Below are 24,762 nucleotides of genomic sequence, written 5' to 3'. Positions count from 1 at the left end.
GAGGGGTGGCCTCGGGCAGGGGACCGGTCGGAGGAAAGGTTGGTGAGGGCCGCATGCCCAGAGTCGGCGAACGGTCACACCGCGTGTGTGGGTGTGACTATAGCGGCACCCTTTGACCTTTCAAGCTGACCGACCGGTAATCACATATGCCACTTGGGGCCGACAACTCTCACACCGGAAGCAGTGGTTCCGTCAGGCCCTCAGTCCTCCAGCCGGTCGAGCTGCCGCAGCTTGTTGGTGGCGTCGAGGGCCGCGACCTTGTACGACTCCGCGAGCGTCGGGTAGTTGAACACCGCATCGACCAGGTAGTCGACCGTGCCGCCGCAGCCCATCACCGACTGACCGATATGGATCAGTTCTGTCGCTCCGGTGCCGAAGCAGTGCACACCGAGCAGCCGCCGGTCCTCGGGGGAGACCAGAAGCTTGAGCATGCCGTGCGAGTCACCGATGATCTGGCCCCGGGCCAGCTCCCGGTAGCGGGCCACCCCGACCTCGAAGGGCACGCTGTCCCCGGTGAGTTGGTCCTCGGTCCGGCCGACGAAGCTGATCTCCGGAATCGTGTAGATGCCGATGGGCTGCAGGTTGTCCATCTGCCCGACCGGCTCCCCGCAGGCGTGGTACGCGGCGACCCGGCCCTGCTCCATCGAGGTCGCGGCGAGCGCCGGGAAGCCGATGACGTCGCCGACGGCGTAGATGTGCGGCACCTCGGTGCGGAAATGCTCGTCCACCGCGATCCGGCCGCGCCGGTCCGCGGACAGGCCCGCCTTGCCGAGGTCGAGTCCGTCGGTGAGGCCCTGGCGGCCGGCCGAGTACATCACCGTGTCCGCCGGTATCTTCTTGCCGCTCTCCAGCACGGTCAGCGTGCCCCGCGGATGCCGTTCGACGGCGCCGACGGTCTCCCCGAACCGGAAGGTGACGGCCAGGTCCCGCAGGTGGTACTTGAGCGACTCGACGACCTCGACGTCGCACATGTCGAGCATGGCCGCACGCTTCTCGACCACGGTGACCTTGCTGCCGAGCGCGGCGAACATGCTCGCGTACTCCATGCCGATGACGCCGGCACCGACGATCACCATGGAGCGGGGCACCCGCTCCAGCGACAGCACGTTGTCCGAGTCCATGATGGTCCGGCCGTCGAACTCGACGCTGTCCGGCCGGGCCGGCCGGGTGCCGGTGGCGATGATGATGTGCTCGGCGCTCAACAGGCGTTCGTTGCCGTTGGGTTCGCGCAGGGCGACGGTGTGCGGGTCGACGAACCGGCCGGTGCCGGAGCACAGGGTGACGTGGTTGCGGGAGAGCTGGTTGCGGATGACGTCCACCTCGCGGCCGACCACGTGCTGGGTGCGCGCGGTCAGGTCGGCGACGGTGATGTCCTCCTTCAGCCGGTAGCTCTGGCCGTACAGGTCGCGCTGGGTCAAGCCGGTCAGGTAGAGGACCGCCTCGCGCAGGGTCTTGGAGGGGATGGTGCCGGTGTGGATGGACACGCCGCCGACCATGTCGGGGCTGTCCACGACGGCGACCCGGCGGCCGAGTTTGGCCGCGGCGATGGCGGCCTTCTGACCGCCGGGTCCGGAACCGATGACGAGCATGTCGAAGTCGGGCACCCTGCGAAGTCTGTCAGCAGCCGCCCCCGCTTCGAAAGGGTGAACGGGCAACCTTCGCGTGAAATCCGGTACGGGCCAGGCCCGTTGCGTGCCTCACGTATCCCGCGGGTCGCCGGCGTCAGGGCAGGAGCCGCTCGATGCAGTTCGGCCCCTCGCGCTCCATCTTCTTCCTGGCCCATTCCAGCGTCTCCGGCGTGACGTCCCGGCCCGAGGCCATCACCAGGTCCTCGGGCGCCACCCCCGTGCCGGGGGCGCTGTGCAGCAGGGAGTCCGGGGTGGCGCGGTCCTCGGACGACCGGGACGCTTCGGGTTCTGAGGTCGACATGGTCCCTCCTTCACGGAGCGGGGTGCACACTCTCACGATTGCCCGCCCGGCGGCACCCCGCATCCCGAGCGGCCCGGGACCTGCCCGGAAAGCGTTTCGCCCCTTTTAGGTTGTATGGTGACCGTACATCCGTTCCGGGGAGGCCGTCACGATGGCCGAGCAGGCGTTTTACCAGAATGCGCCCGGGAGTCACCGATACCTGCCCATCGCCGAACACGGACTGATCGGCGATCTGCGCAGCGTGGCCCTGGTCGGCAGCAACGGCACGATCGACTGGTACTGCACGCCGTCCTTCGACGCTCCCAGCATCTTCGCCGCGGTCCTGGACGCCGAACGCGGCGGCTCCTTCGCGCTGGCCGCCACCGTGCCGGCCCGGACCAAGCAGTTCTACTTCCCCGACACCAACGTGCTGATCACCCGGTTCTACACCGACGAGGGCGTCGGCGAGGTCCAGGACTTCATGCCGGTGGCGGGGGAGTCGGCCGAGTGCGCGCGGCACCGGCTGATCCGCCGGGTGCTGTGCGTGCGCGGCACCGTGCCCTTCCGGGTCCGGGTGGCCCCCCGGTTCAACTACGGCGCCGACCCGCACACCCTGCGCACGCTCGGTGACACCGCGCTGTTCGAGTCGGCGTCCATGTCCCTGCTGCTCACCTCCACGGTGGCCCTGGAGAGCGACGGCCCGGACGCCTGTGCGGACTTCAAGGTCTCCGAAGGCGAGTCCGCCGTCTTCGCCCTCGACCAGGCCGGCGAGGACATCGCCCCCCGCGGCTGCGCCCGCGCCGAGGCCGAGCGGCAGTTCGAGACCACGGTCTGCTACTGGCGGCGCTGGCTCCACCAGTCCCGCTACCGGGGCCGCTGGCGCGAGATGGTGCACCGCTCGGCGCTCACCCTGAAGCTGCTCACCTTCGCCCCCACCGGCGCCATCGTGGCCGCCCCCACCACCAGCCTCCCCGAACAGGTCGGCGGCGAGCGCAACTGGGACTACCGCTACGTGTGGATCCGCGACGCCGCCTTCGCGGTCTACGCGCTGCTGCGGCTCGGCTTCAGCAGCGAGGCCGCGGCCTTCATGAAGTTCGTGACCACCTACATCAGCCCCGGCGACGGCTTCGCCTCCGGCCCGCTGCAGATCATGTACGGCATCGACGGCCGCTGCGATCTGCCCGAACGCGAGCTCACCCACCTGGAGGGCCACTGCGGCTCCGCCCCGGTCCGGGTCGGCAACGGAGCCGCGGGCCAGCTCCAGCTCGACATCTACGGTGCCCTCATCGACTCGATCTACCTCTACGACAAGTGGGCCGAGCCCATCTCCAGCGGCCAGTGGGACGACGTCACCCGCCTCGTGGGCTGGGTCTGCGACCACTGGGATCAGCCCGACGAGGGCGTCTGGGAGACCCGCGGGGGCCGCAAGAACTTCCTCTACTCGCGCCTGATGTGCTGGGTCGCCATCGAGCGGGCGATCCGGCTCGCCAACCGGCGCGGCCTCCCCGCCGACCTGCCCCGCTGGCGGCAGTCCCGCGACACCATCTACCGGCGGATCATGGACCGCGGCTGGTCCGAGCGGCGCGGCGCCTTCGTCCAGCACGAGGGCGGCGACGTCCTCGACGCCTCGGTCCTGATGATGCCCCTGGCCAAGTTCATCGCCCCGACCGACCCCAAGTGGCTCTCCACCCTGGACGCCCTCACCGAGGACCTGGTCTCCGACTCGCTCGTCTACCGCTACGACCCGCAGGCGAGCCCCGACGGCCTCCGTGGCGACGAGGGAACCTTCTCCATCTGCTCCTTCTGGTACGTGGAGGCCCTGGTGCGCGCCGGGCGCGTGGACGAGGCCCGGCTCGCCTTCGAGAAGATGCTCACCTACGCCAACCATCTCGGCCTGTACGCCGAGGAAATCGGCCGCACCGGTGAGCAACAGGGCAACTTCCCGCAGGCGTTCACCCATCTCTCGCTCATCAGCGCCGCCTTCAACCTCGACCGCGCGCTGGGCTGAGGGTCACGGCAGCGGCTGCTCCGCCCAGATGACCTTCCCGGCGGGCGTGTACCGGGTGCCCCACCGCTCGGCCATCTGCGCGACCAGGAACAGGCCCCGGCCGCCCTCGTCGGTGCTCGCCGCGTACCGCAGGTGCGGGGAGGTGGTGCTGCCGTCGCAGACCTCGCAGATCAGCGTCCGGTCGCGCAGCAGCCGTACCCCGATGGGCGCCCGGCCGTGCCGGATGGCGTTGGTGACCAGCTCGCTGAGGATCAGCTCGGTGGTGAACGACAGCTCGTCCAGGTCCCAGTCCGCCAGCTGGCGGGTCACCCTGGACCGCACCTCGGAGACGGCCGCCGGATCCGCCGGCACCTGCCACGCGGAGATCCGGTCCGCGCCGAGGGCCCGGGTCCGGGCGACGATCAGCGCCACGTCGTCGCTGGGGCGGGCCGGCAGCCGCTGCAGGACCGCCGCGCAGGTCTCCTCCGGGGTGCCGCCGGCCGCCGACTCCAGGGCGCCGGCGAGCAGTTCGAGCCCCTCGTCGATGTCCCGCTGCCGGTCCTCCACCAGCCCGTCGGTGTACAGGACCAGGCTGCTGCCCGCGGGCAGTTCCAGCTCCGCCGTCTCGAAGGGCAGCCCGCCCAGGCCCAGCGGCGGACCGGCCGGCACGTCCGCGAACTCCACGCTGCCGTCCGGCCTGAGCAGCGCGGGCGGCGGATGACCGGCCCGGGCCACCGTGCAGCGCCGGGACACCGGGTCGTAGATCGCGTACAGACAGGTCGCCCCGGTGATCGTGGCCGCGGTGTCCGCCTCGTCCGCGGGGGTCTCGTCCTGGTCGATGCGGCCCACCAGCTCGTCCAGCAGGCCCAGCAGTTCGTCCGGTTGCAGGTCGAGCGCCGTGAAGTTGTGCACGGCGGTGCGCAGCCGCCCCATGGTCGCCGCCGCGTGCAGCCCGTGCCCCACCACGTCCCCGACCACCAGCGCCACCCGGGCCCCGGACAGCGGCAGCACGTCGAACCAGTCCCCGCCCACGCCCGACTGGGCCGGCAGGTAGCGGTAGGCGATGTCCAGGGCGCTCTGCGCGGGCAGGCTGCGCGGCAGCAGACTGCGCTGCAGGGTCACCGCCATGCTGTGCTCGCGCGTGTAGCGGCGGGCGTTGTCGATGGAGACGGCCGCGCGGGCCACAAGCTCCTCCGCGAGGGCCAGCTCCTCGGTGTCGAAGGGGGCGAGCTTCTCCGAACGGCAGAAGTTGGCCAGGCCCAGCACCATGTTCCCGGCCCGCAGCGGCACCGTGATCAGCGAGTGGATGCCGAACTCCAGGATCCGGCCGGTCAGCTCCACGTCCTGGGCCCGCCAGCCGGGCGAGTCCCGCAGCCGCTGCTCGACCACCGACTCGCCGGTATGCAGACTCCGGCCCTGCGGCGAGGACGGCACGAACTGGAACCGCTCGCCGACCGGGTACAGCGGGGCGTCCTTGCGGATGCCGGTGCACGCCACCCGGCGCAGCGCCTCCCCTGGCTTCGGCTCCTCGCCCTTGAGGACCGCCTCGTAGAGGTCGACGGTGGCGTAGTCCGCGAACCGCGGCACGGCCAGCTCCGCGAGCTCCTCGGCGGTACGGGTGACGTCCAGGCTGGTGCCGATGCCCACCCCGGCGTCGTACAGCATGTTCAGGCGCTCGCGGGCCACCTCGGCGCGGCCGGAGAGGGCGCGCAGCTCGGTGGAGTCGCGCAGGGTGATGACGCTGCCGGGCGGTCCGCCGCGCACCTCGATGGGACGCTGGTTGACGGCCAGCAGCCGGTCCTTGACCAGGTGGACCTCGTCGGTGGCGACCCGGCCGGAGGCGATCAGCGTCGCCGTCTCCGCGTCCAGGCCGAGGTCCGGGACCCGGCGGTGCTCGGCGTCCGCCGGCAGGTCCAGCAGGCGCTGCGCCTCGTCGTTGGCGAGCATCAGCCGGCCGTCGCCGCCGACGATCAGCACACCCTCCCGCACCGAGTGCAGCACCGCGTCGTGGTGCTCGTACATCCGGGTCATCTCGTCCGGGCCGAGACCGTGCGTCTGGCGCAGCAGCCGCCGGCTGACCAGCGCGGTGCCCGCGGTCGCCAGGGCCAGCGCCGCGGCGGCCGCGGTCAGCAGCAGCGGCAGCTGCTGGTCGGCCGTGCCGCCCACGTGCGCGGTGGTGATGCCGGCCGACACCAGGCCCACCACCGTGCCGTTCGCGTCCCGGACCGGGACCACGGCCTGCACCAGCTCCCCGATGGTGCCGTGGACCTCCTCGGTGACGATCCCGCCGGCCAGCGCGGGCCCGATGTTCCCGACGAACTTCTTGCCGATGCGGTTCGGCTTGGGGTGCGTGTACCGGATCCCGTCGGTGTTCATGACGACGATGAAGTCCACGCCCGTCGCCTTGCGGGCCGCCTCCGCCCGCGGCTGGAGCACCGACGTGGGGTCGGGCAGCCGCAGCGCCGCCGCCGTGCCGGGGGCGTCGGCGAACGTCTGAGCGACGGCCACGGACCGGTTGCGGGCCTCCCTGCTGCTGTCGTGCCGTTCCTGGAGCACCAGGGCCGCCAGCGCCGACACGATGAGCAACAGCACGATCACCACTTGCAGGACGAACACCTGTCCGGCCACGCTGAGTCCGCTCAGCGCCGACCACAGCCGTCCGGACCGCAGGCGCCCCGGCCCGCCCGGCTCCGGGCCCCGCCGGGCGAGCGGCGCGCGCGGAGTCCCGGATCGGGACGGCCGAGTGTCGGACCGGCCGGGCTGACGGACCATGAGCCCATGTCTACACTGCCGGGCCCCGCGAGGCGAGAGCGTCTCCGGAGGTAACCGGGCGGATGCCCCGTTGTGTCCCGGTCACCCCCGGTCCGCGGACCCCGGACGGCGGGTGGCGAGCAGCAGCGCCACGTCGTCGGGGCGGTCGGTGGCGTGCCTGGCCATGGCGGTGAGCCGGTCGGCCACCCCGGTGAGGGTACGGGCGCCGCGCCGCCCCGGCGCCGCCCCGGCCTCGGCCAGGGCCGCCCCCAGCGCCGCGATGCCGTCGTCGATGTCGGCGCCCGGCCGCTCCACCAGCCCGTCCGTGTACAGGGCGAGGATCGCGTCCGGCGACAGCTCCAGCTCCGTCACCGGATACCGGGCCCGCGGGTCCACGCCCAGGACGACACCGCCGGGGACGTCCAGGACGCGGGTGCGGCCGTCCGGGGCGCGCAGCAGGGGCGGCGGATGACCGGCCCGGGCGATCCGGGCGCGCCCGGTGGCGGGGTCCAGGCGCAGGTAGCAGCAGCTGGCGAACTGGCCCGGGTCGAGGTCGATGAGCAGCCGGTTGGTGCCGCTCATGACCTCGTCGGGCGGCCGGTCGCTGAGCGCGAACGCCCGGACCGCGCTCCGCAGTTGCCCCATGGTGGCGGCGGCCTGCACGCCGTGCCCCTGGACGTCGCCGATGACCAGCGCGAGGCCGTCGCCCGCGCCGACGACGTCGTACCAGTCGCCGCCCACGTCCATGCCCTGGGTGCCCGGCAGATACCGGCCGGCGGTCTCCACCTGCGGGTGTGCCGACAGCCGGCGGGGCAGCAGCGCCTGCTGGAGACCGCGGGCGAGGGCGGCCTCGCTGTCGTAGCGCCGGGCCTTCTCCATCGCGTGCGCGATCAGACCCGCGAGCGCCGTGAGGACGGTGCGCTCCTCGGTGCTGAAGCCGCGCTCGGCCTCGAAGCCCAGGATGCAGGTGCCGACCGGGCGGCCCGAGGCGATCAGCGGCAGGAAGGCGCGGGCGCCCACGTCGGCGTCCAGGGCGAGACCCGGGTAGGTGTCGCCCAGCCGCCGCATCGACTCGAAGAACAGCGGCCTGCCGGTGGTGAGGGCCTCGACACCGGGGATGTGGGCGTCCAGGCCGACCCCGTCGAAGGGGGCGAGGAAGCCCGGCGGGAAGCCGTTCTCCCAGGCCAGATAGAGGTGCCGGTCCTGGAGCAGGTAGATGGCCAGCCGGCGGCCGCCGAAGGCGGGGAGCAGCTCCTGCATCACCACCGCGGACACCTGCCGGGCGGTGACCGCGTCGGTCAGCGCGATCGCCAGGGCGATCGGCCGGTACAACGGGGTCATCGAGGGCCCGGGACCGCCGGGCCGCCCGAGCGCGTCCGCCGTACCCGCAGGGCCCGGCGCGGCCGCGGGGGGCAGGTGCACGGGCGGCTCGATCCGGTTGGCCGGGACGACCGTACAGGTGACCAGGTCCTGGCCCGGATGCACGGACAGGGCGAGGAAGTCGCCCTCGGCGGCGTCCCCGCGCCGGGCCTGGAAGTGCACCGGGCCGCTCGCGAGCAGCGCACTGCGCCAGTGGTCGTCGTACGGCGGCCCGCTCAGCCACGGCATCGCCTCCCACACGGGCCGGCCGAGCAGCTCGGAGCGCGGCCGGCCGGTCAGCCGTACGACCGCCGGGTTGGCGTAGCGGACGACCCCGGAGCGGTCCAGGCAGAAGACGCCCTCGGGGAGCAGATCGGCGGCTCCGTCGGCGGCGGCGGACGGCCCCGGGTCGACGACGATCCCGGAGACCAGCGACGGGCCGACGGCGCTGGGCGGCGGCCACAGCTCCAGCAGGAGCGGGGCGCCGTCCGCGGTCCGCACCCGCAGCGGGGCGTACGGCGGCTTGCCGGCTGCGGTCCGGTGCAGCGCGGTCAGCACGTCGTCGGCGTCGTCGGCGTCGTCGGGCGTCAAGGCCACGGCCAGCTCGGCGCCGGTACCGGGGAAGTCCTCGGGCGCCATGCCGAGCAGGGCGTGCAGCCGGTCGTCCGCGTGCACCGCGGAGGTGGCCGGATCCCAGGTGAAACGGCCGGCCCGGGCCGCCCCGGGCCGGGGCGCGGGCGGCCGTAGGCACACCGGCTCGCCCTCCCAGGTGACCGCCGCGTCGCCCTCCTCGGCCACCAGCTCGCACAGCCCGGTCCCCAGCCGCTCGGCCAGCCGGCCCAGCCGGTCCAGGTCCGGCAGCTCGTCCACGGTGTCGGCGGTACCGGGAAGCAGCACGGTGAGCACGCCGAAGGACGGCTCCGTCCCGGGCACGGGCGTGTATATCGAACCGAACTGGAACGGCAGGCCCGCCGCGAACTGCGGATAGCGGCGCACCATCTCCGTGGCGTTGGGCAGCACCACCCGCGTCCCGAGCCGGTAGGCGTCCGCGACCGGGAACGGCCGGTCCACGTGCAGCCGCCACCAGGGTTTGAACAGCGGGCCGGGGAGCCCCACCAGCGTGGCCAGCCGCAGCAGCCCGGGCGTGCCGGAGCGCAGGTACACCCCGGCGACGTGGGCGCCCGCCGCGCCCAGGGCGCCGGTCGAGGCCTCGACCAGCAGCGCGGTCAGCCGCTCACGCGCCCGGCCCACGTGCTCGCCGCTCCCAGTCATCGGTTCCTGCCTCGTCCACGCACCGCCGGGTGGGTGACACAGCAAGAATGCGTCACGACGGCCCGAAAACGCACCCCCGCGGCACGAGCCGCCCGGGACCGCACCGGAACCTCCGGGCCGTCACGGTGAACATGCACCGCGTGGGCGACGGGTCAGAGCTCCGGCTCCTCCGCCGCCGGCAGGGCCGCGCGCATCGAGCGCAGGGCCAGGAGCAGGACGCCGATGTCGTCCAGGTAGATCGGGTCGGGCAGCAGGTCGGTGGGGAGCACCAGGTACAGGACGGCGCCCCAGAACACCCAGCGCGAGCCGGTGGGCAGGCCGGCCCGGCGCAGGGTGCGCCGGGTGCGGACCAGGCGTACGAGGAGGGCGACGGCGCCGGCCAGCAGGGCCGCGGCGACGATCGCGCAGATCACGAGCACGGTCGTGGTGGTGTCCATGGCTGTCCTGTCGTCCGGCCCCGATCCGGCCCGGGGTCTCTCACTGGTCCGTCTTCCCGGTTTCGTCCTCGGGCATGGCCGTCGGGCCGGCACTCTCCCTGGGGGGCCGCAGTCCCTTGAAGACGCGGGTCAACTGCTGCAAAGGGGAGGCGGGTTGGGGTTCCGGTGCGGACGGGGCGGGGGCGTCGCGGAGGGCGGCGAGCGCCTCGTCGGCCCGCTCGGCGGCCTCCCGGTACAGGTCGCGGGACCTGGTCATGGCCTCCAGCGCCTCGGCGTACTGCGCGACGCGCCTGCGCTCGCGGGCCAGCTCCTCCTCCAGCGTCATCAGGGTCCAGTTGTCCCGCAGATCCGCCAGTGCCTCCTCGGCGCCCTGCGGCGCGGGCTTCGGCAGCGCGGCGAACCGGCGGACGGCCGCGATGAGTTCGGTGGGCTCCGAGCCGTCCAGGAAGACGCTGCGCACCGCGTACTCCTGCGCGTCGTAGTCCGACGGCGCCGGGTCCGGGGGCAGCAGGACGGCGCCGCCGCGCGGGATCTCGACCCCGAGGTCGCGCAGCGCCCAGTTGACGGCGCGGAACTGCTGGGGCGCGGCCCGGTGTTCCACGACGCGGTGCGCGAGGCCGGGCGGCAGCTGCCGGACCAGTGGCAGCCGGCCGAGCGCGTCGGGGGTCATCGCCTCGTGGACGACGAGGTTGACGCACCAGGCGTCCTTCGCCGCGTCCCGCAGCACCCGGCGCATGTCCTTGTCGTCGGCGGGCAGCGGGTTGACCGTGCGGAGCCTGACGCCCGCCACCGCCGGGTGGTAGTCCCAGGCGGCCTCGCCGCCGTCACCGGCCTCCTCGCCGTCGGGCCAGAACATCACCGCCGGAGAGGGCCAGGACTCGTCCCAGGGGCGGTCGGCCTCGGCGAGGAGCTGCCACTCCCGCCCCGCCTGCCGGCCCTGCGGGTCGACGGCGAGGACCAGCCGGGCGCGCACCGTCACAGTGCCGTCGTCGACGCGCCAGCGGGCCTCGAAGACGCGCCGGACGGAGTCCTCCGGCACGGGGGGTTCGGCGAAGTCGTCGAGGACTCCGGTCTCCTTGCGGCTGCGCAGGATCCTGCGGATCACCTCCTCGGAGTCCGGACCCGTGTGGCGGCCGCGGGCGGCCCAGACGGTCGGCGGAAGGACGGCACGGTCGGCGGCGGAGTTCGACATGGGCCAATCTGCTGGTGGGAGAGGAGTGCGTCCTCCAGTATCACCGCCGGGGAGTGCGTCTCATAGGCCGGGGGCCGCCCGCGCGCGGCGAGTGCGCCCCGCACCCGGGGTGCGAACCGAGTGCGCCATGCGACGCCGGTTCACCCGTGCCCCCGATCCGCCCGGCCCCGGACAATGGTGCGGCGAACGGGGCCCGCCCGTCCATCCGCTTCGGGGCGGGCCCCGTTCACACCGCCGGGAAGCAGGGGAGGGGGGCCGACGGCAGTGCGTCGGCCCCCCTCTCACCCGTCACGTCTCAGTGCCTCACGCGCCACTCTCGCGGAGCATGTCCTCGCGCTCGACGAGCTTGACGCGCTCGCGGCCCTGCGGCTCGCCCAGCGCCTTCTCGGCGGCGTCCAGCCGGTACCAGCCCTCCCAGGTGGTGTAGCGGACGTCGCGCTCGGCGAGGAAGGCCTCCACGGCCTCCGGCGCGGGCGCCTCGGGGGTGTGCAGCCGGCCGTTCGCGTAGTCGTCCAGCAGGTTGGACACCGTCTCGTTGGCGTCGCCCTTGGTGTGGCCGATGAGACCGACCGGGCCGCGGCGGATCCAGCCGGTCACGTACGTCGACCGGAGGTGGCTGCCGCTCTCCTCGATGACCCGGCCGCCCTCGTCCGGGACGGTGCCCGACTCGATGTCCCAGGGCAGCTTGGGCAGCTTGTCGGAGAGGTAGCCGACCGCGCGGTAGACGGCGGTGACGTCCCAGTCCTTGAACTCGCCGGTGCCCTTGACGTTGCCGGTGCCGTCGAGGGCGGTGCGCTCGGTGCGCAGCCCGGTGACCCTGCCGTCCTCGCCGAGGATCTCGGCCGGCGACTCGAAGAAGTGCAGGAAGAGCTTGTGCGGGCGGTCGCCGACGTCGCGGATCGCCCAGTTCTCCAGGGTCTTGGCGACCATGTCGGCCTGCTTGTTGCCGCGCCGGGTCTCGATCGAGCCCTCGTCGTAGTCGATGTCCTCGGGGTCCACGATGACCTCGATGTTGGGGGAGTGGTCCAGCTCCCGCAGCTCCATCGGGGAGAACTTCGCCTGCGCGGGGCCGCGGCGGCCGAAGACGTGGACCTCGAGGGCCTTGTTGGCCTTGAGGCCGTCGTAGACGTTCGGCGGGATCTCCGTCGGCAGTAGCTCGTCGGCGGTCTTGGCGAGGATGCGGGCCACGTCCAGGGCCACGTTGCCGACGCCGAGGACCGCGACCTTCTCGGCCTGAAGCGGCCAGGTGCGCGGCACGTCCGGGTGGCCGTCGTACCAGGAGACGAAGTCGGCGGCGCCGTAGGAGCCGTCCAGCTCGATGCCAGGTATCCGCAGTTCGCGGTCGGCGGTGGCGCCGGTCGAGAAGATCACCGCGTCGTAGAAGGAGCGCAGGTCGTCGAGGCTGATGTCAGTCGGGTAGTCCACGTTGCCGAAGAGGCGGATCTGCGGCTTGTCGAGCACCTGGTGCAGGGCCGTGATGATGCCCTTGATGCGCGGGTGGTCGGGCGCGACGCCGTAGCGGATCAGGCCGAACGGGGCGGGCGCGTCGGCGGCGTAGATCCCGGCGGGGCCGGCTCCGACGATGGCTACCCGCAGGGGGCGCGGCATGATCAGGTTCCCTTCGAGTGAGGACAAGCGATCTCGAACGGGAAGCCTAAACTAAGGCAGTCCTAAGTTAGTACGCGGGTCCACTCTATGACCTCATAAGCCGATCTTATGACGTGTATCGGGTGCGGCTTATGGCTTCCGGGCCGTCATCGCGGCCTCCCGGTGCTTGGCGGGCGCCCGGCGCATGCACCACCCTGTCCCCTGCGGCGCACCGAGGCGCGGTGGCCCGAGGGCGAGGGGTGAGGGCGTGCAGGCACGCGGGGAGACGGCCGTCGCGGTGACCGGCGGCAGCGGATTCGTCGGGAGCCATCTGGTACGGCGGCTCCTGGAGCGAGGCTACCGGGTCCGCGCGACCGTCCGCCGCGCGTCCGACGCGAGGAAGGTACGGCCCCTGTGGGAGCTCCAGGAGGCCTTCCCCGGCCGGCTCACCCTGTTCGAGGCCGACCTGCTCGCGGACGGCTCCTTCGACGCGGCGTTCCGTGGCTGTGCGACCGTCTTCCACGTCGCCTCGCCGTTCCTGATGCCGGAACGGATCAGGGACGGCCGACGGGACGTGGTGGACCCGGCGTTGCTCGGCACCCGCAACGTCCTCGGCAGCGTGGAGCGCACGCCGGGGGTGGAGACCCTGGTCTTCACCTCCACCGTGGGCGCGATCTTCGGCGACTACGCCGACGTCCGCGCGATGGCCGGCGAGGTCCTGACGGAGAAGTACTTCAACACCACCAGCACGGTGGCGAACAACCCCTACCACTACGCCAAGACGGTCGCCGAGCGCGCCGCCTGGGACGCCGAGGCCGCCCAGGACCGCTGGCGCATGGTCTCGATCAACCCCGGCCTGATCCTGGGCCCCTCCCTCACCCCCGCCTCCGAGTCCGGCAGCCTCTTTCTGCTCGACGAGCTGTTCAAGGGCTACTTCTGCTACGGCGCCCCGGACTTCAGCTTCACCACCGCGGACGTCCGCGACGTGGCCGACGCCCACATCGCGGCGGCGGAGAACCCGGTGGCGGGCGGCCGTTACATCGTGGCCAACGAGACGATGACGTCGTTCCACGAGATGTCCCGGATCATCCGCACCCGTCACCCCTGGGACCCGCGCCTGCCGCGCACCGCGCTCCCGCACGGCCCGGTACGGGTCCTGGGCCCGCTCTTCGGCCTCACCCAGGACTACATACGCAAGCACCTCGGCATCCGCTTCCGCGTCGACAACGGCCGCAGCGTCCGCGAACTGGGTCTTGCCTACCGGCCCGTCGAGGAGACCCTCCTGGACCACCACGAGAGCTGGCGCACCCGGCGGCGGAGAGTCTGAGCCCGGCGGTCAGGGGGACGGGGGTCAGGCCGGGCGGATCACGCGGTGGATCGCCGACTCCCCGGCGTTGTAGATCGACTCCTCGCGGATGAGCGCCCCGGGGCTCGGCGCGTGCACCATCGTGCCGCCGCCCGCGTAGATCCCGACGTGGCTGTCGTCGTCGAAGAAGAAGACCAGGTCACCGGGTTCGACGGCGGCCAGCGTGATCGGGGTGCCGGCCAGGGTCTGCTCCGCGGCGGTACGCGGCAGCGTGACGCCGGCGGCGCGCCAGGCGGCCTGGGTCAGGCCGGCGGCGTCGTAGGCCCCCGGTCCCGTCGCTCCCCAGACACACGGCCGGCCGATCTGCTCCCGGGCGAACGCCAGCGCCTTCATGGCCTTGCCCGGCTCGGCCCCGACGCCCGGCTGGAGGAAGACTCCGGGATGGGCGTAGCCGCCGGGCGCCGGAGTGGCGAGCTGCGGGGGCGCGGCGGGCAGCGGCGTGGTGGGCAGCGGGGCGGTGACCACCGGTGCGGGGGCGGCAGCGGGCATCGCCATGGCGGGCACGGGCGCCGTCATCGCCTCGGGCGGCGCGATCATGGCCGCCGGTGCCGAGGCCATCGCCGGTGCCGGGGGTGCCGCCAGCGGCGCTGCCATGGGAGCCGCCATCGGTACCGCCGCGGGCGCTGTCATGGGAGCCCCCACCGGCATGGGCATCGGAGCGGCCATCGCGGCGGCGGGCGCTGCCATCGCCGTCGGCATGGCCATGGTGGCGGCGTAGGCGTAGGCACCGTCGGCGGGCTGCATGCCTGCCGCGTAGCCGCCGGACAGGTCGGGGGCGTAAGTGCCGGACAGGTCGGCTGCGGGGGCCGCGGCGAAGGGGGCGGCCGCGGGCATGGCGGTCATGGGCATGGCGGTCATGGGCTGTGCGGGGGCCGCCGCGGGGTACGCGCCGGTGCCGTAGGCGGTGTCGGCGGTGACCGGCGATATGTCCGGGTAGGCGGCGGCCGCGCTCGGCGACATGACCCGGAAGCCGCCGGGGTCCATCGGGCCGGGGGCCGGGGCGGGAGCGGCCGCGGGAACGGCGGGCGCCACGGCCGGGAAGGCGCCGCTGTTCGCGGGCGCGGCGGCCGGGAAGGCGCTTGTATTCGTGGGCGCCATCGTCGGGAGGACGCTTGTGCTCGCCATGGGATCCGCGGTCGGGAAGATGCTCATGCCCGTCATGGCGTCCGCGGTCGGGAAGACGTTCGTGCCCGCCATGGGGTCGGCGGTCGGGAAGGCGCCCGCGTCGGTGGGGGTCGGCATCGGGAAGGAGCCCGTGGCGCCCGGCGTCATGATGCGGAAGGAGCCGGTGTCGGCGGGGGACGGGGCCGGAGCCTGGGCGGCGCCCGCGTCCGTCGGGGGCGCGCTCTGGTAGGTCCCGCCGCCCGGGGTCATGACGCGGAAGCCGCCCGAGTCCGCGGCGGCCCGGGTCGGGGCGCTGTCGGCACCCCCCGGGGTCATGATGCGGAAGGTACCGGTGTCCGACGGGGAGACGATCGGGATGCCGCCCGTCTCGGTCACCGCCGGGAGTGCGCGCGTGGCGGCGGGGGAGTCGGTCCGGAAGGAGTCGCTGCCGGTGCGCTGGTTCGGTATGCCCACGGCGGGAGCCTGCCACTGCCGCGCCGGGACCGGGCCGTCGGCCGCCGGCCAGGGGCTGGGCGCCGGCGGAGCGGCCTGGGCGGCGGGGGCAGAGGACGGGACCGCGTCGAGGGCGGCGATCGCGCGCTGCCCGGTGCGCTGGGACAGCGCCTCGCGCGCCTTGGCGAGCTTGAGCTGGTTCTTGGTCTTCGAGGTACCCGGCGTGGGCTGCTGCGGCCCGGCGGCGGGCAGCGCCCTGGGCGCACCGGAAGGCCCCGCGGGCAGCGCCGCGGCAGGCCCCGCCGTCAGCTCCAGCTGCGGGCGCGCCGCCACCTCACGGACGACCTCGATCTCGCTCTGTGCGGACGGCCCCGCGGTCAGCTCCAGCCGGGCCGGGCCGGAGTCCTCCAACTGGCCGAGCAGGTCGGCGGCCATGGCGCTGACGGGCCGGCGCGGGCCGGGGCGGGCAGGCTGCCGGTCGGTGGGCAGCGCGGCCGGAACGCTCGGCCCCAGCTTCGAGCGTGCTCCCTCGAACCACTCACGGGCGATGTTGTCGAGGCCCGGGTCGTCGCGACGGGGACGTTTGAACAGCGGCACACCGCGCGAGCGCGAGCCCCCGCTCATCGCACGCGTGGCGTTGTAGTTCCCGGTGGCGTTCTCGGCCTGGTCGTAGAGGCTGTCGATCCGCTGTCGAACCTCGTCACGGCTCTCGGGCGCCATTGAGGGGTCGTGCTCCTTCCGTACTCCGCCTACCGGGTTAGCTGTCGGGTTCGGGCGGTGGAATCCGGAAGGCATGCCCTACGGCCCTTGTCCTTGCGGACGGCGGCCGATTCACCCCAGTGGTTCGGTTGGGTCCCCGGCTCCGGATCCGCCCCTGAGGGGCACCGGACTCGGCGGAGGCCGCGCGGCCCGACGGGATTCGCCGGGGGGAGCCGAGCGGCTTGCCCGTCAACTTAGCCAACTTGTGTCACTCGTGTGAAGGTTGAAGTGGCTAATGTCCGATACGTATTTGTGATGTTCGTCGTAGCGTTCGGAACTCGACCGTACGGGACGGCATTTCGCGCGCATCCATTGCATTCGCAGGGTCACCGGGGAGTTGCCGTCGGTCGCGTTCCTCCTGCTCCGGGACGCCCGCTTCCTGTGAGATCTCCGTGAATTCGCGGGTCTGTTGAACACGGTGGCGCCCTGAGCCGTATAGCGCGGGGGATTTCCATGCCCGGCCGCCCACGACACAGGGGAACGACCTTGAGACGCAACAGGCGCAGACGCCCCACCGGCGCACAACGCGCGACCTTCGCAGCGGTCGCCCTGATGCTCGGCGGAGCAGGACTGGTCGCGGTGAACGTCTATGCCTCGGCCACCGAGGGCGGCGGGGACCAGCAGGGCCAGGTCGCCACCGGCCAGGTGCTGTCCGCGCCCACGGTCTACTGCCCGGACGCCGGCAGCCGGCTGACCTCGGTACCGGACGGGGCGCGGGCCGCCGTCGACGGTGAACTCGCCCGGATGGACCAGCAGATCGCCGCCGCCTACCAGCAACTCACCCAGCATGCCGCCGAGATCGAGCAGGACCCCGGCTTCGCCGACCAGGCGATCATCGGCCCGCTGAAGGAACAGCGGTCCGCGTCGCTCCAGCGCATCGCCGACGCCATCGGCCGCGAGGGGGACCGTCCGCAGGGCCTGGACGACCTCGCCGCCTGCACCCTGCGCTCGTCGAACCAGGGTGCCGGGCAGTCGGCCACGCCCCAGGGCAGTGCCACGCCGAGCCAGAGCGGCCAGGGCAGCGCCGCACCGAGCCAGGGCACCGGCGCCGGCGGCCAGGGCGGCAACGGCCCGGTCGCCGCCGACTACGCGGACATCACCTCGGTCCAGCCCAACGTCACCACCCCGGCCGAGCGGCCCGGCGGCTCCACCGGCACCTTCAGCTCCAGCTGCGGCGTCAACGCGAACGGCCTGTTCAACTCGGACAACGTGATCGTCGCGCCCGGTGTCTCCAACGGCGCCCACCACTTCCACGACTACATCGGCAACCAGTCCAACAACGCCTTCGCCAGCGACCAGGACCTCGCGAACGCCGACACCAGCTGCGCGGACCAGGGCGACAAGTCCACGTACTACTGGCCCGTGCTGCGGCTGCAGAACGGCAAGCAGGAGCGCGACGCCGACAAGCCGGGCGGCGGCACCGAGGGCAACGCCGGCCAGATCGTCACGGCGAAGGAGGTCACGCTGACCTTCGAGGGCAACCCGACCTCCAAGGTCACCGAGATGCCGCGGCTGCTGCGCATCATCACCGGCGACGCCAAGGCGTTCGTCAACGGCCCGGCCAACGCCAACGCCTCCTGGAGCTGCACCGGTTACGAGAACCGGCAGCTCAAGGACAAGTACCCGCTCTGCCCCTCGGGCAGCGACGTCGTGCGCACCTTCAGGTTCCAGAGCTGCTGGGACGGCCGGAACATCGACAGCGCCAACCACCGCACCCACGTGGCGTTCGAGGCGCCCGACGGCAGCTGCCCGGCAGGCTTCCAGGCCATCCCGCAGCTGGTGCAGCGCATCGTCTACGACGTGGCCGCGCCGAGCCTCCAGGACGGCGGCCGCACGGTCCCGCTGTTCGCGGTGGACTCGTTCCCCGAGCAGCTGCACAAGCCGGTCACCGACCACGGCGACTTCATCAACGTCTTCGACGAGAGCCTGATGCGGAAGATGGTCGACTGCATCAACTCCGGCCGGACCTGCGGGGCGGGGGCCGGCGAGCAGCCGCCGTCGCAGAGCGCGGAGCCGGCCGAGCCGAGCGACACCGCGAGCCCGGTTGCGCCGCCGGCCGAGTCGCAGAGCGCGGAACCGTCCGGGCCGGCGACCGGGCAGCCGTCGTCCGAGCCGGCGTCGTCCGAGCCCCCGGCCGACACCCCGGCCACGGAGACCCCCACCGCCACGGCCCCCGGCTCCGGGTCCGGTGGCACCGGGCTGCCGAGGGTCTACGCGACCGCGTCGCCGAAGAAGAAGCCGACCACCAAGTCGTCGGGCGGCGGTGTGATCAGCGAGCCGACGCAGCGGCCCGACACCGAGGCACCGACCGCCGGTGACTCCGCCGCGCCGACCGGCACCGCGGTCGCCGCCCCGGCCGGTCAGGAGAGCCCGGCCACCGGTTCCGGGACGGAGCCGCAGACCGAGCCCCAGGCCGTCCAGGGCGGTCTCGCCGAGACCGGCGCCCACCTGTGGCCCGCGGTCTTCGGCGGCCTGCTGCTGGCCGGCGGGGCGGCGTTGCTCTGGCGCACCAGGCGGAACTCGGTCTGACCCTCTCTGGTCTGCCGCAGCGCGTCCTGGGCGGGCTCGAAGCGCGGAGCATCACGTAGTGCTCCGCGCTGTCGGGCCCGCCCAGGACGCCACCTAGGTGCCGCTCCTTCTGCCTGACGCGGGCCGCGCCCCGCTGAACCCCCTCGAAGCCCTGCCCGGCGACCAGGGCACGCCGTCGCCCGGTCGCCGCCCGCCGCCGTTTGCCGTCGGCGGGCAGCGCAGGGCAGGGTGCCCGTGTGCCCACTTTGCTGATCGTCCACCACACTCCCTCGCCGCACTGCCAGGCCATGTTCGAGGCCGTCGTCTCCGGGGCCACCACCCCGGAGATCGAGGGCGTGCGGGTCGTGCGGAAGGCGGCGCTGTCCGCCACCGCCGCCGACGTGCTCGCGGCCGACGGATACCTCCTCGGCACCCCGGCCAACCTCGGCTACGTCTCCGGCGCCCTCAAGCATTTCTTCGACCAGGTCTACTACCCGTGCCTGGACGAGACGCGCGGCCGCCCCTTCGGCGCCTACGTCCACGGCGGCAACGACGTCACCGGCGCCCTGCGCGCCCTCGACTCCCTCACCACCGGACTCGGCTGGCGCCGGTCGGCCCAACCGGTCACGGTGACCGGGGAGCCCGGCAAGGCCGACATCGAGGCGTGCTGGGAACTTGGCGCGACGCTCGCCGCCGGCCTCGCCGGGGACGCCTGACCCGTCTCCGCCCGCCGGTCACCCGAACGGACGAAGGTGCGGGCACCGGAGCCAGGGCACACGATGGGAGCAGGCCGTGTCGTCGATCCGAGGGAGCGCCGGATGGCAGCGCAGCGCCGTGCCTGCGGGCCGCCCGCGGAGGAGATGCTGCGGGAGTGCGCCCGTGACCTGCTGGCCGTCGCCGAGGGCGTCCGCGAGGTCTCCGCACGGACCAGCTCCGTCCTCTTCGCCCCGGCGCTGACGGGTTCCGCGCGCCGCCGCCCGCGTACCGGCCTGGCCGCCCGCTGGGCCCTGTTGCGGACGCTCACCAGCAAGCAGGGGCTCGGCGGCTCGGCGATCGTCGCGCCGGACGGCGTCGGCCGTCTGCTCGGCGCGGCGGGGGAGGCGCTGGGCCGGGAGAGCCTGGCCGCGCTGGTGGCGGTCACCGCGCTGCGGCTGAGGATCGCCGCCGTCCTCCTCGACCACCCCGAGTTCGGGCACGACCCGGGCATGCGCCGGCTGACGGACGCCGTCTCCGCCGGCCACGACCCGGAGGCCGCCGTCCGCGCGCTGCGGGCCCTCCTCAAGGACAGGGGCGCCCAGCGCACCCTGTCCGCCCTCGCCCCGGTCCTGGCCGAACTCCTCGCCGTCCGGGGCCTGCTGGACGAGGACCCGCTCAGCGACGAGACCGCCTGGGCACTGGCCGCCGGCCGGGAGCTGACCGCCGGACCGGGCGGCGGCCTCGACGCCGGCCGCCTCTCCGGCACGGACCAGGGCGAGGGCGCCGCCCAGGCCGTCGAACTGTCGGCCCAGGAGGCCCGCTCCATCGCCACCGAGGGCTCCTTCCTCGGCTTCCTGCGCAACATCGACGTGCTCGCCGGCGACGCCCGCGTCCTCGTCCAGGAGGTGCGCGGTCCCGACGGTGTGCTCCGGTACGTCGTCCAGGCACCGGGCACCGCTCCCGGCCGCCCCCGCGACGACTGCCCGCAGGACTTCACCGGCGCCTGGCGCGACCTGTTCCTGACCGACTCGCCGTACTCCCGCTCGATCCTGCTGGCGATCCGTGACCAGGGCATACCGCGCGGCGCCGACCTCGCGCTGGTCGGGCACGGCGAGGGCGGGATCGCGCTGCTGAACCTCGCGCAGGACGACGAGTTCTGCCGCGCCTACCGGGTCACCCACGTGGTCGCCGTCGGCGCGCGGGTCGACGACCGCAGACCCGCCGACCCGCGGACCTGGGTCGCCGGCATCACCAACCGGTACGACATCCTTCCGGCCCTGGACGGCCCCGGCGCCCCGCACGCCAACCGGTACCGGGTCGACTACACCGGCCCCACCCGGGAGTTCCCGCGCTGCCACCTGCTGCGCGTGTACATCGACCACCTGGAGACGGTGCTCCCGCAGGCCCGGGCCGACGTCGACCGCGCCCTCGCCCCCTATCGGGGCCCGGTCGAACGCACCCGTGTCTACCGGCTCAGGGACCGCGGCCGCCCGCCCGAGGGCTACCCGTTCCTGGCCGTCCCCACCACCAGCCTCGCCACCTCGGCGGGACCGGTCGACGTACCGGTGCGGTACTACGACTCCTCCGCCGCGCACCTGTGCTTCCCGGTCGACACCGACGTGGCCCGCAGCCTGCTGCCCGACGTCGCCTGGATGGTCCCCACCCGGCTCGGCCGCCGCGCCCTCGCCGTACTCTCCCTCTACGAGCACCGCTGCACCACCATCGGCCCCTACACGGAGCTCGGCCTGTCGGTGCTGGTCGACGACCTGTGGCGGCCGCACGCCTACGACCTCGCCGCGGACCTGCTGCGCCGTGCCGACCTGCGCCGTACCGGGCGTTACGTGGTCGCGCTCGCCGTCGGCACGGAGGAGGCGCGGGCGGCGGCCGAGGAGGTCTGGGCCCAGCCGGCCGTACGGGGATCCGCCGACGTGGAGCTCCAGGGGCGGGAACTGCGCGTACACGCGCCCGAGTTGGGTGTCTCGGTGGAGGGCCGCCCGGGGCCCGGGACGCGCTGTCCCGAGGCGGACTGGGTGCTCTACGGCCGCCGGGGCGAGAGCACCGTACGCACCCTGGTCCGCGCCCACGGCAGACCGCGCGTCCATGCCCGCCCCCGGCTGCGGCTGCGGCTCGACGGCGCCCACGGGCCGCTCGCCCGGCACCTCCAGATCCTCGAACTCGACGCCGTGCGGCCCCGATTCGTCCTGACCAGTCCCCGGTTCGTGGCCCACAGAAGCGCCGGCGCGGTGCTGCCGCGCTAGGCGTCCCTCCGAGTACAGGTGAGCCCCATGGTGACCGAATCCCGTCCCGCCACCGCCGCCCCGGAACTCCTCGCGTACGTGGACGGCCTGAGAGCCGACGCGGACCGGATGGACGGCTACGCCGAGCGGCTGCGCGGCGCCGCCGAGCGGCTGGGCGGCTGTGCCGGGGTGCCGGAGTGGAGCTGCGCGGCGCTGGAGCGGCAGGCGACGGCCTGCGTGACCGCGGCGATACAACTGCGCGCGGCCGCCACCGCGTTGCTGGCCCACGCGGTGGAGTGAACGGTGGCCTCGACCGCCGACGTGGCGCGGCCCGGGACGCGTTCGTCCCGGCCGCGCCACGTCGGGGGCGGCTCAGCGGGCCGGAGCGGTGTGGGGTTGTTCCGGGCCGGGCTTGGGGCGGGTGCGGGTCCAGGACGGGTCGGCGGCCGGATCAGGAGTGGGGGGACGGTCCATGGGGCGGGGGGCCTCCTGAGGCGTGGGGGGTGCTGAGCGGTGCGTCCGGTGCCGTCGACAGTTCGGCCCAGACGACGCGGGCGGCGGGCCGCCCCTCCGGCGCGGCCGTGACGCCCCAGTCGAGACTGAGGGCGTCGACCAGGAACAGGCCGCGCCCGTTCTGCTCGTCGGGTCTGGCCCGCCGGGGTGCCGGCAGCGTGATGCTGCCGTTCTGGTCCTCGACCTCGATGCGGATCCGGTCGGCGTCGGCGTGCACCCGGCAGACGATCCGCCGGCCGGCCGAGTGCACGATCGCGTTGGTGACGAGTTCCGAGGTCACCAGGACCGCGTTGTCGCGGGCCTCCTCGCACACGCCCCACGAGCCGAGCAGCTCGCCCACGCTCCGGCGGGCGTTGCCCACCGCGCGCGGCGTCGGCGCCAGGTCGAAGACCCGGCCGCGCAGGGCGGATCGGTCCCCGGAGGCGAACCGGTCGAGGCCTTGCGGCCCAGGGAGTCGACCGAGGCGTTCGCCTCCGGGTGGTCTGGGGACGCCTGTCGCGTCGGACGGGCGGTACGGGCCCTCGGCGGCGGCCGCCAGGGCCGGCCGGGGCAGGCCGGGTATGTGGTCCTCGGGCAGTCGGTCGAGCGGCTGGGGGAGAGAGGGCGGGGCCATCGCCGTGCGCCTTTCGTCCGGCTTCGCAGCGTGGGGGCTGAGCTGTCGCGTCCGCCCCGGGCCGTTCGGGGGCAGACGACGACCCGTGCCTGGGCGGCACCGGGCCGCAGCTCAGTCTCCCCCAACTGGACTGCTTCGCCTGCTCCTTGGTCAGCCGGAGCAGTAGCTCCACTCTGGCATCTGCCAACATCGCCTCGCAACCAGCAAGTTGAAAATTGCAAGAAGCGAAGTGCATGCTGCTCCCGACAAGAAGTGATCGAACACGCCCGTGATCGATCACGGGTACGTGAGACGGTGACCCTGAAACCTGGTGTGAGGGGGTAGGGCGTGACCTCGGAGACCGACTGGGGCGGAGCCCCGTCCGTCCTGCGCATGATCCTCGGCCGGCAGCTGGAGGAGATGCGGACCCGGGCCGGCCTGACCTTCGAGCAGGCGGCGGCCGCGATCGGGGTCAGTCACTCCACGATCCGCCGGATGGAGGCCGCCAAGGTGGCCCGGCTCCGGCTGGCCGACGCCGAGAAGCTCCTCCAGGTCTACGGCGTGACGGACCGCCAGGAGGTCGACACCTTCCTGCAGTCGGTGCGCGAGGCCAACAAGCGCGGCTGGTGGCACACCTACCGCGATGTGATGCCGGACTGGTTCGCCGCGTATCTGAGCCTGGAGCAGGCGGCGTTGCAGATCCGCGCCTATGAGAACGAGTTCGTGCACGGCTTGCTGCAGACCCGCGAGTACGCCGCCGCCCTGCTCGGCGCCGGCAACCCGCACGCGCCGAGCGAGGCGACCGAGCGCATGGTGGCGCTGCGCATGCGCCGCCAGGAGCTGATCACCCGGGAGGCGCCGCCGCGGCTGTGGGTCGTGATGGACGAGACGGTGCTGCGCTGGCCGGTCGGCGGCTCCGGGGTCATGCGGGCCCAGGTCGACCATCTCATCGAGATCAACCGGCTGCCCAACGTCACCTTGCAGATCATGCCGTTCGCCAACGGCCCGCACCCCGCCATGCGCGCGGGCGCTTACCACCTCTTCCGGTTCAAGGCTCCGGAGCTGCCCGACATCGTCTATCTCAACGGCCTGGTGGGCGCCGTCTACCTGGACAAGAGCGACGACGTCGTGGTCTATCGCGAGGCCCTGGACCGGCTGGGCGCCCAGGCGGCGCCCGCCAGAAAGACCGAGGTCCTCCTCGGTGCGATTCGCAAGGAGCTCTGACGTGCACCACCCCATACGCAACGGCATCCCGTCCCGGCAACTGGGCGCGCGCGGCTGGTCCAAGCCGTGGAGCGACGACGCCGGCGGCGCCTGCGTCGAAGTGAAGAAGCTGGCCGACGGCCGGGTCGCGGTACGCCAGTCGACCGACCCCGACGGACCGGCGCTGGTCTTCACGCCGCGTGAGATGACGACTTTCCTGTCCGGAGTGAAGGCGGGTGACGCCGACTTCCTGATGTGATCGGATTTCCCGGAACTTCCTTGCTATAGCTGATCGTTCAACCAACCCCCCCCACACCCGACGCAGCACAGCGCAGCCCCCCGAACACCCCCGCTTCCCTCACCTGAATGGGAGACACGGCGTTGCCCGACAACGGATGGCCGGCCGACCGCATCGACACCGAGAACGCGCACTCCGCACGGATCTACGACTACATCCTGGGCGGCAAGGACTACTACCCCGCCGACCAGGAGGCGGGCGACGCGATGTCCCGGGAGTGGCCCGCGCTCCCGATCCACATGCGCGCCAACCGCGACTGGATGAACCGCGCCGTGCGCTGGCTCGCCGAAGAGGCGGGGATGCGCCAGTTCCTGGACGTCGGGACCGGCATCCCCACCTCCCCGAACCTCCACGAGATAGCCCAGTCGGTGTCCCCGGACTCCCGGGTCGTCTACGTGGACAACGACCCCATCGTCCTCACCCTGTCCCAGGGCCTGCTCTCCAGCACACCCGAGGGCCGGACGGCGTACATCGAGGCCGACTTCCGGGACCTGACGGACCTCTTCGACGCCCCCGAGCTGCGCGAGACCCTGGACCTGG

General features: G+C 73.3%; 17 protein-coding genes, 1 pseudogene and 1 riboswitch. Of the genes and pseudogenes, 9 read left to right on the top strand and 9 right to left on the bottom strand.

Annotation, left to right across the window (positions count from 1 at the left end; genetic code table 11):
- Positions 1 to 200: 200 nt before the first annotated feature.
- Positions 201 to 1,604, bottom strand: coding sequence for a Si-specific NAD(P)(+) transhydrogenase (sthA, locus tag JF597_RS38595; RefSeq protein WP_294007073.1), 1,404 nt, complete (start codon positions 1,602 to 1,604; stop codon positions 201 to 203).
- 118 nt (positions 1,605 to 1,722) lie between these two features.
- Positions 1,723 to 1,929, bottom strand: a complete 207-nt coding sequence (locus tag JF597_RS38590; protein WP_294007070.1) for a hypothetical protein — start codon at positions 1,927 to 1,929, stop codon at positions 1,723 to 1,725.
- 151 nt (positions 1,930 to 2,080) lie between these two features.
- Here JF597_RS38590 and JF597_RS38585 point away from each other — a divergent pair, with 151 nt between their 5' ends.
- Positions 2,081 to 3,916 (top strand): glycoside hydrolase family 15 protein, encoded by a 1,836-nt coding sequence (locus tag JF597_RS38585; protein ID WP_294007068.1) that lies wholly within the window; start codon positions 2,081 to 2,083, stop codon positions 3,914 to 3,916.
- Between the two features lie 3 nt (positions 3,917 to 3,919).
- Here JF597_RS38585 and JF597_RS38580 read toward each other — a convergent pair whose 3' ends face one another.
- From JF597_RS38580 to JF597_RS38560, 5 genes are all read right to left on the bottom strand, one after another.
- Positions 3,920 to 6,667 (bottom strand): SpoIIE family protein phosphatase/ATP-binding protein, encoded by a 2,748-nt coding sequence (locus tag JF597_RS38580; RefSeq protein ID WP_294007065.1) that lies wholly within the window; start codon positions 6,665 to 6,667, stop codon positions 3,920 to 3,922.
- A gap of 81 nt (positions 6,668 to 6,748) precedes the next feature.
- Positions 6,749 to 9,277, bottom strand: coding sequence for a SpoIIE family protein phosphatase (locus JF597_RS38575; protein ID WP_294007062.1), 2,529 nt, complete (start codon positions 9,275 to 9,277; stop codon positions 6,749 to 6,751).
- A gap of 152 nt (positions 9,278 to 9,429) precedes the next feature.
- Positions 9,430 to 9,714 (bottom strand): YkvA family protein, encoded by a 285-nt coding sequence (locus JF597_RS38570; RefSeq protein ID WP_294007059.1) that lies wholly within the window; start codon positions 9,712 to 9,714, stop codon positions 9,430 to 9,432.
- Between the two features lie 40 nt (positions 9,715 to 9,754).
- Positions 9,755 to 10,906, bottom strand: a complete 1,152-nt coding sequence (locus JF597_RS38565) for a hypothetical protein (protein WP_294007057.1) — start codon at positions 10,904 to 10,906, stop codon at positions 9,755 to 9,757.
- Between the two features lie 303 nt (positions 10,907 to 11,209).
- Positions 11,210 to 12,514: a pyridine nucleotide-disulfide oxidoreductase gene (locus JF597_RS38560; RefSeq protein WP_294007054.1), complete on the bottom strand. Its 1,305-nt coding sequence runs from the start codon at positions 12,512 to 12,514 to the stop codon at positions 11,210 to 11,212.
- Between the two features lie 247 nt (positions 12,515 to 12,761).
- Here JF597_RS38560 and JF597_RS38555 point away from each other — a divergent pair, with 247 nt between their 5' ends.
- Positions 12,762 to 13,820, top strand: coding sequence for an NAD-dependent epimerase/dehydratase family protein (locus JF597_RS38555; RefSeq protein ID WP_294007051.1), 1,059 nt, complete (start codon positions 12,762 to 12,764; stop codon positions 13,818 to 13,820).
- A gap of 24 nt (positions 13,821 to 13,844) precedes the next feature.
- Here the strand turns inward: JF597_RS38555 and JF597_RS38550 are convergent.
- Positions 13,845 to 14,198: pseudogene (locus JF597_RS38550) on the bottom strand (C40 family peptidase); the annotation flags it as partial.
- Between the two features lie 1,948 nt (positions 14,199 to 16,146).
- Positions 16,147 to 16,322: riboswitch (cyclic di-AMP (ydaO/yuaA leader) on the bottom strand.
- Between the two features lie 405 nt (positions 16,323 to 16,727).
- Here JF597_RS38550 and JF597_RS38545 point away from each other — a divergent pair.
- The 4 genes from JF597_RS38545 to JF597_RS38530 all read left to right on the top strand — a co-directional run bounded on the left by JF597_RS38545 (position 16,728) and on the right by JF597_RS38530 (position 21,916).
- Positions 16,728 to 18,704, top strand: coding sequence for a DUF1996 domain-containing protein (locus JF597_RS38545; protein WP_294007117.1), 1,977 nt, complete (start codon positions 16,728 to 16,730; stop codon positions 18,702 to 18,704).
- 236 nt (positions 18,705 to 18,940) lie between these two features.
- Positions 18,941 to 19,399, top strand: coding sequence for an NAD(P)H-dependent oxidoreductase (locus JF597_RS38540; protein ID WP_294007048.1), 459 nt, complete (start codon positions 18,941 to 18,943; stop codon positions 19,397 to 19,399).
- A gap of 102 nt (positions 19,400 to 19,501) precedes the next feature.
- Positions 19,502 to 21,637: an acetoacetate decarboxylase family protein gene (locus tag JF597_RS38535; protein WP_294007046.1), complete on the top strand. Its 2,136-nt coding sequence runs from the start codon at positions 19,502 to 19,504 to the stop codon at positions 21,635 to 21,637.
- Between the two features lie 27 nt (positions 21,638 to 21,664).
- Entirely contained in the window at positions 21,665 to 21,916 is a 252-nt protein-coding gene (locus JF597_RS38530) for a hypothetical protein (RefSeq protein WP_294007043.1), read from the top strand.
- Between the two features lie 151 nt (positions 21,917 to 22,067).
- Here JF597_RS38530 and JF597_RS38525 read toward each other — a convergent pair whose 3' ends face one another.
- Positions 22,068 to 22,742: an ATP-binding protein gene (locus JF597_RS38525; protein WP_294007040.1), complete on the bottom strand. Its 675-nt coding sequence runs from the start codon at positions 22,740 to 22,742 to the stop codon at positions 22,068 to 22,070.
- Positions 22,743 to 23,069: 327 nt separating this feature from the next.
- On the opposite strand from JF597_RS38525, the gene JF597_RS38520 reads away from it, so the two are divergent.
- The 3 genes from JF597_RS38520 to JF597_RS38510 form a co-directional block, all read left to right on the top strand.
- Complete coding sequence (locus JF597_RS38520) at positions 23,070 to 23,945, top strand: helix-turn-helix transcriptional regulator (RefSeq protein WP_294007036.1); 876 nt, start codon at positions 23,070 to 23,072, stop codon at positions 23,943 to 23,945.
- A gap of 1 nt (position 23,946) precedes the next feature.
- Positions 23,947 to 24,183, top strand: coding sequence for a DUF397 domain-containing protein (locus JF597_RS38515; RefSeq protein ID WP_294007033.1), 237 nt, complete (start codon positions 23,947 to 23,949; stop codon positions 24,181 to 24,183).
- Between the two features lie 122 nt (positions 24,184 to 24,305).
- Positions 24,306 to 24,762, top strand: a 457-nt coding sequence (locus tag JF597_RS38510) for an SAM-dependent methyltransferase (protein ID WP_294007030.1), incomplete at its 3' end; no start/stop codon positions are given.

This window comes from Streptomyces sp. (assembly GCF_019510245.1).
Taxonomy (GTDB): domain Bacteria; phylum Actinomycetota; class Actinomycetes; order Streptomycetales; family Streptomycetaceae; genus Streptomyces.
Note: the sequence above shows the minus strand (reverse complement) of the source record. Positions and strands in the feature narration are given on the sequence as shown.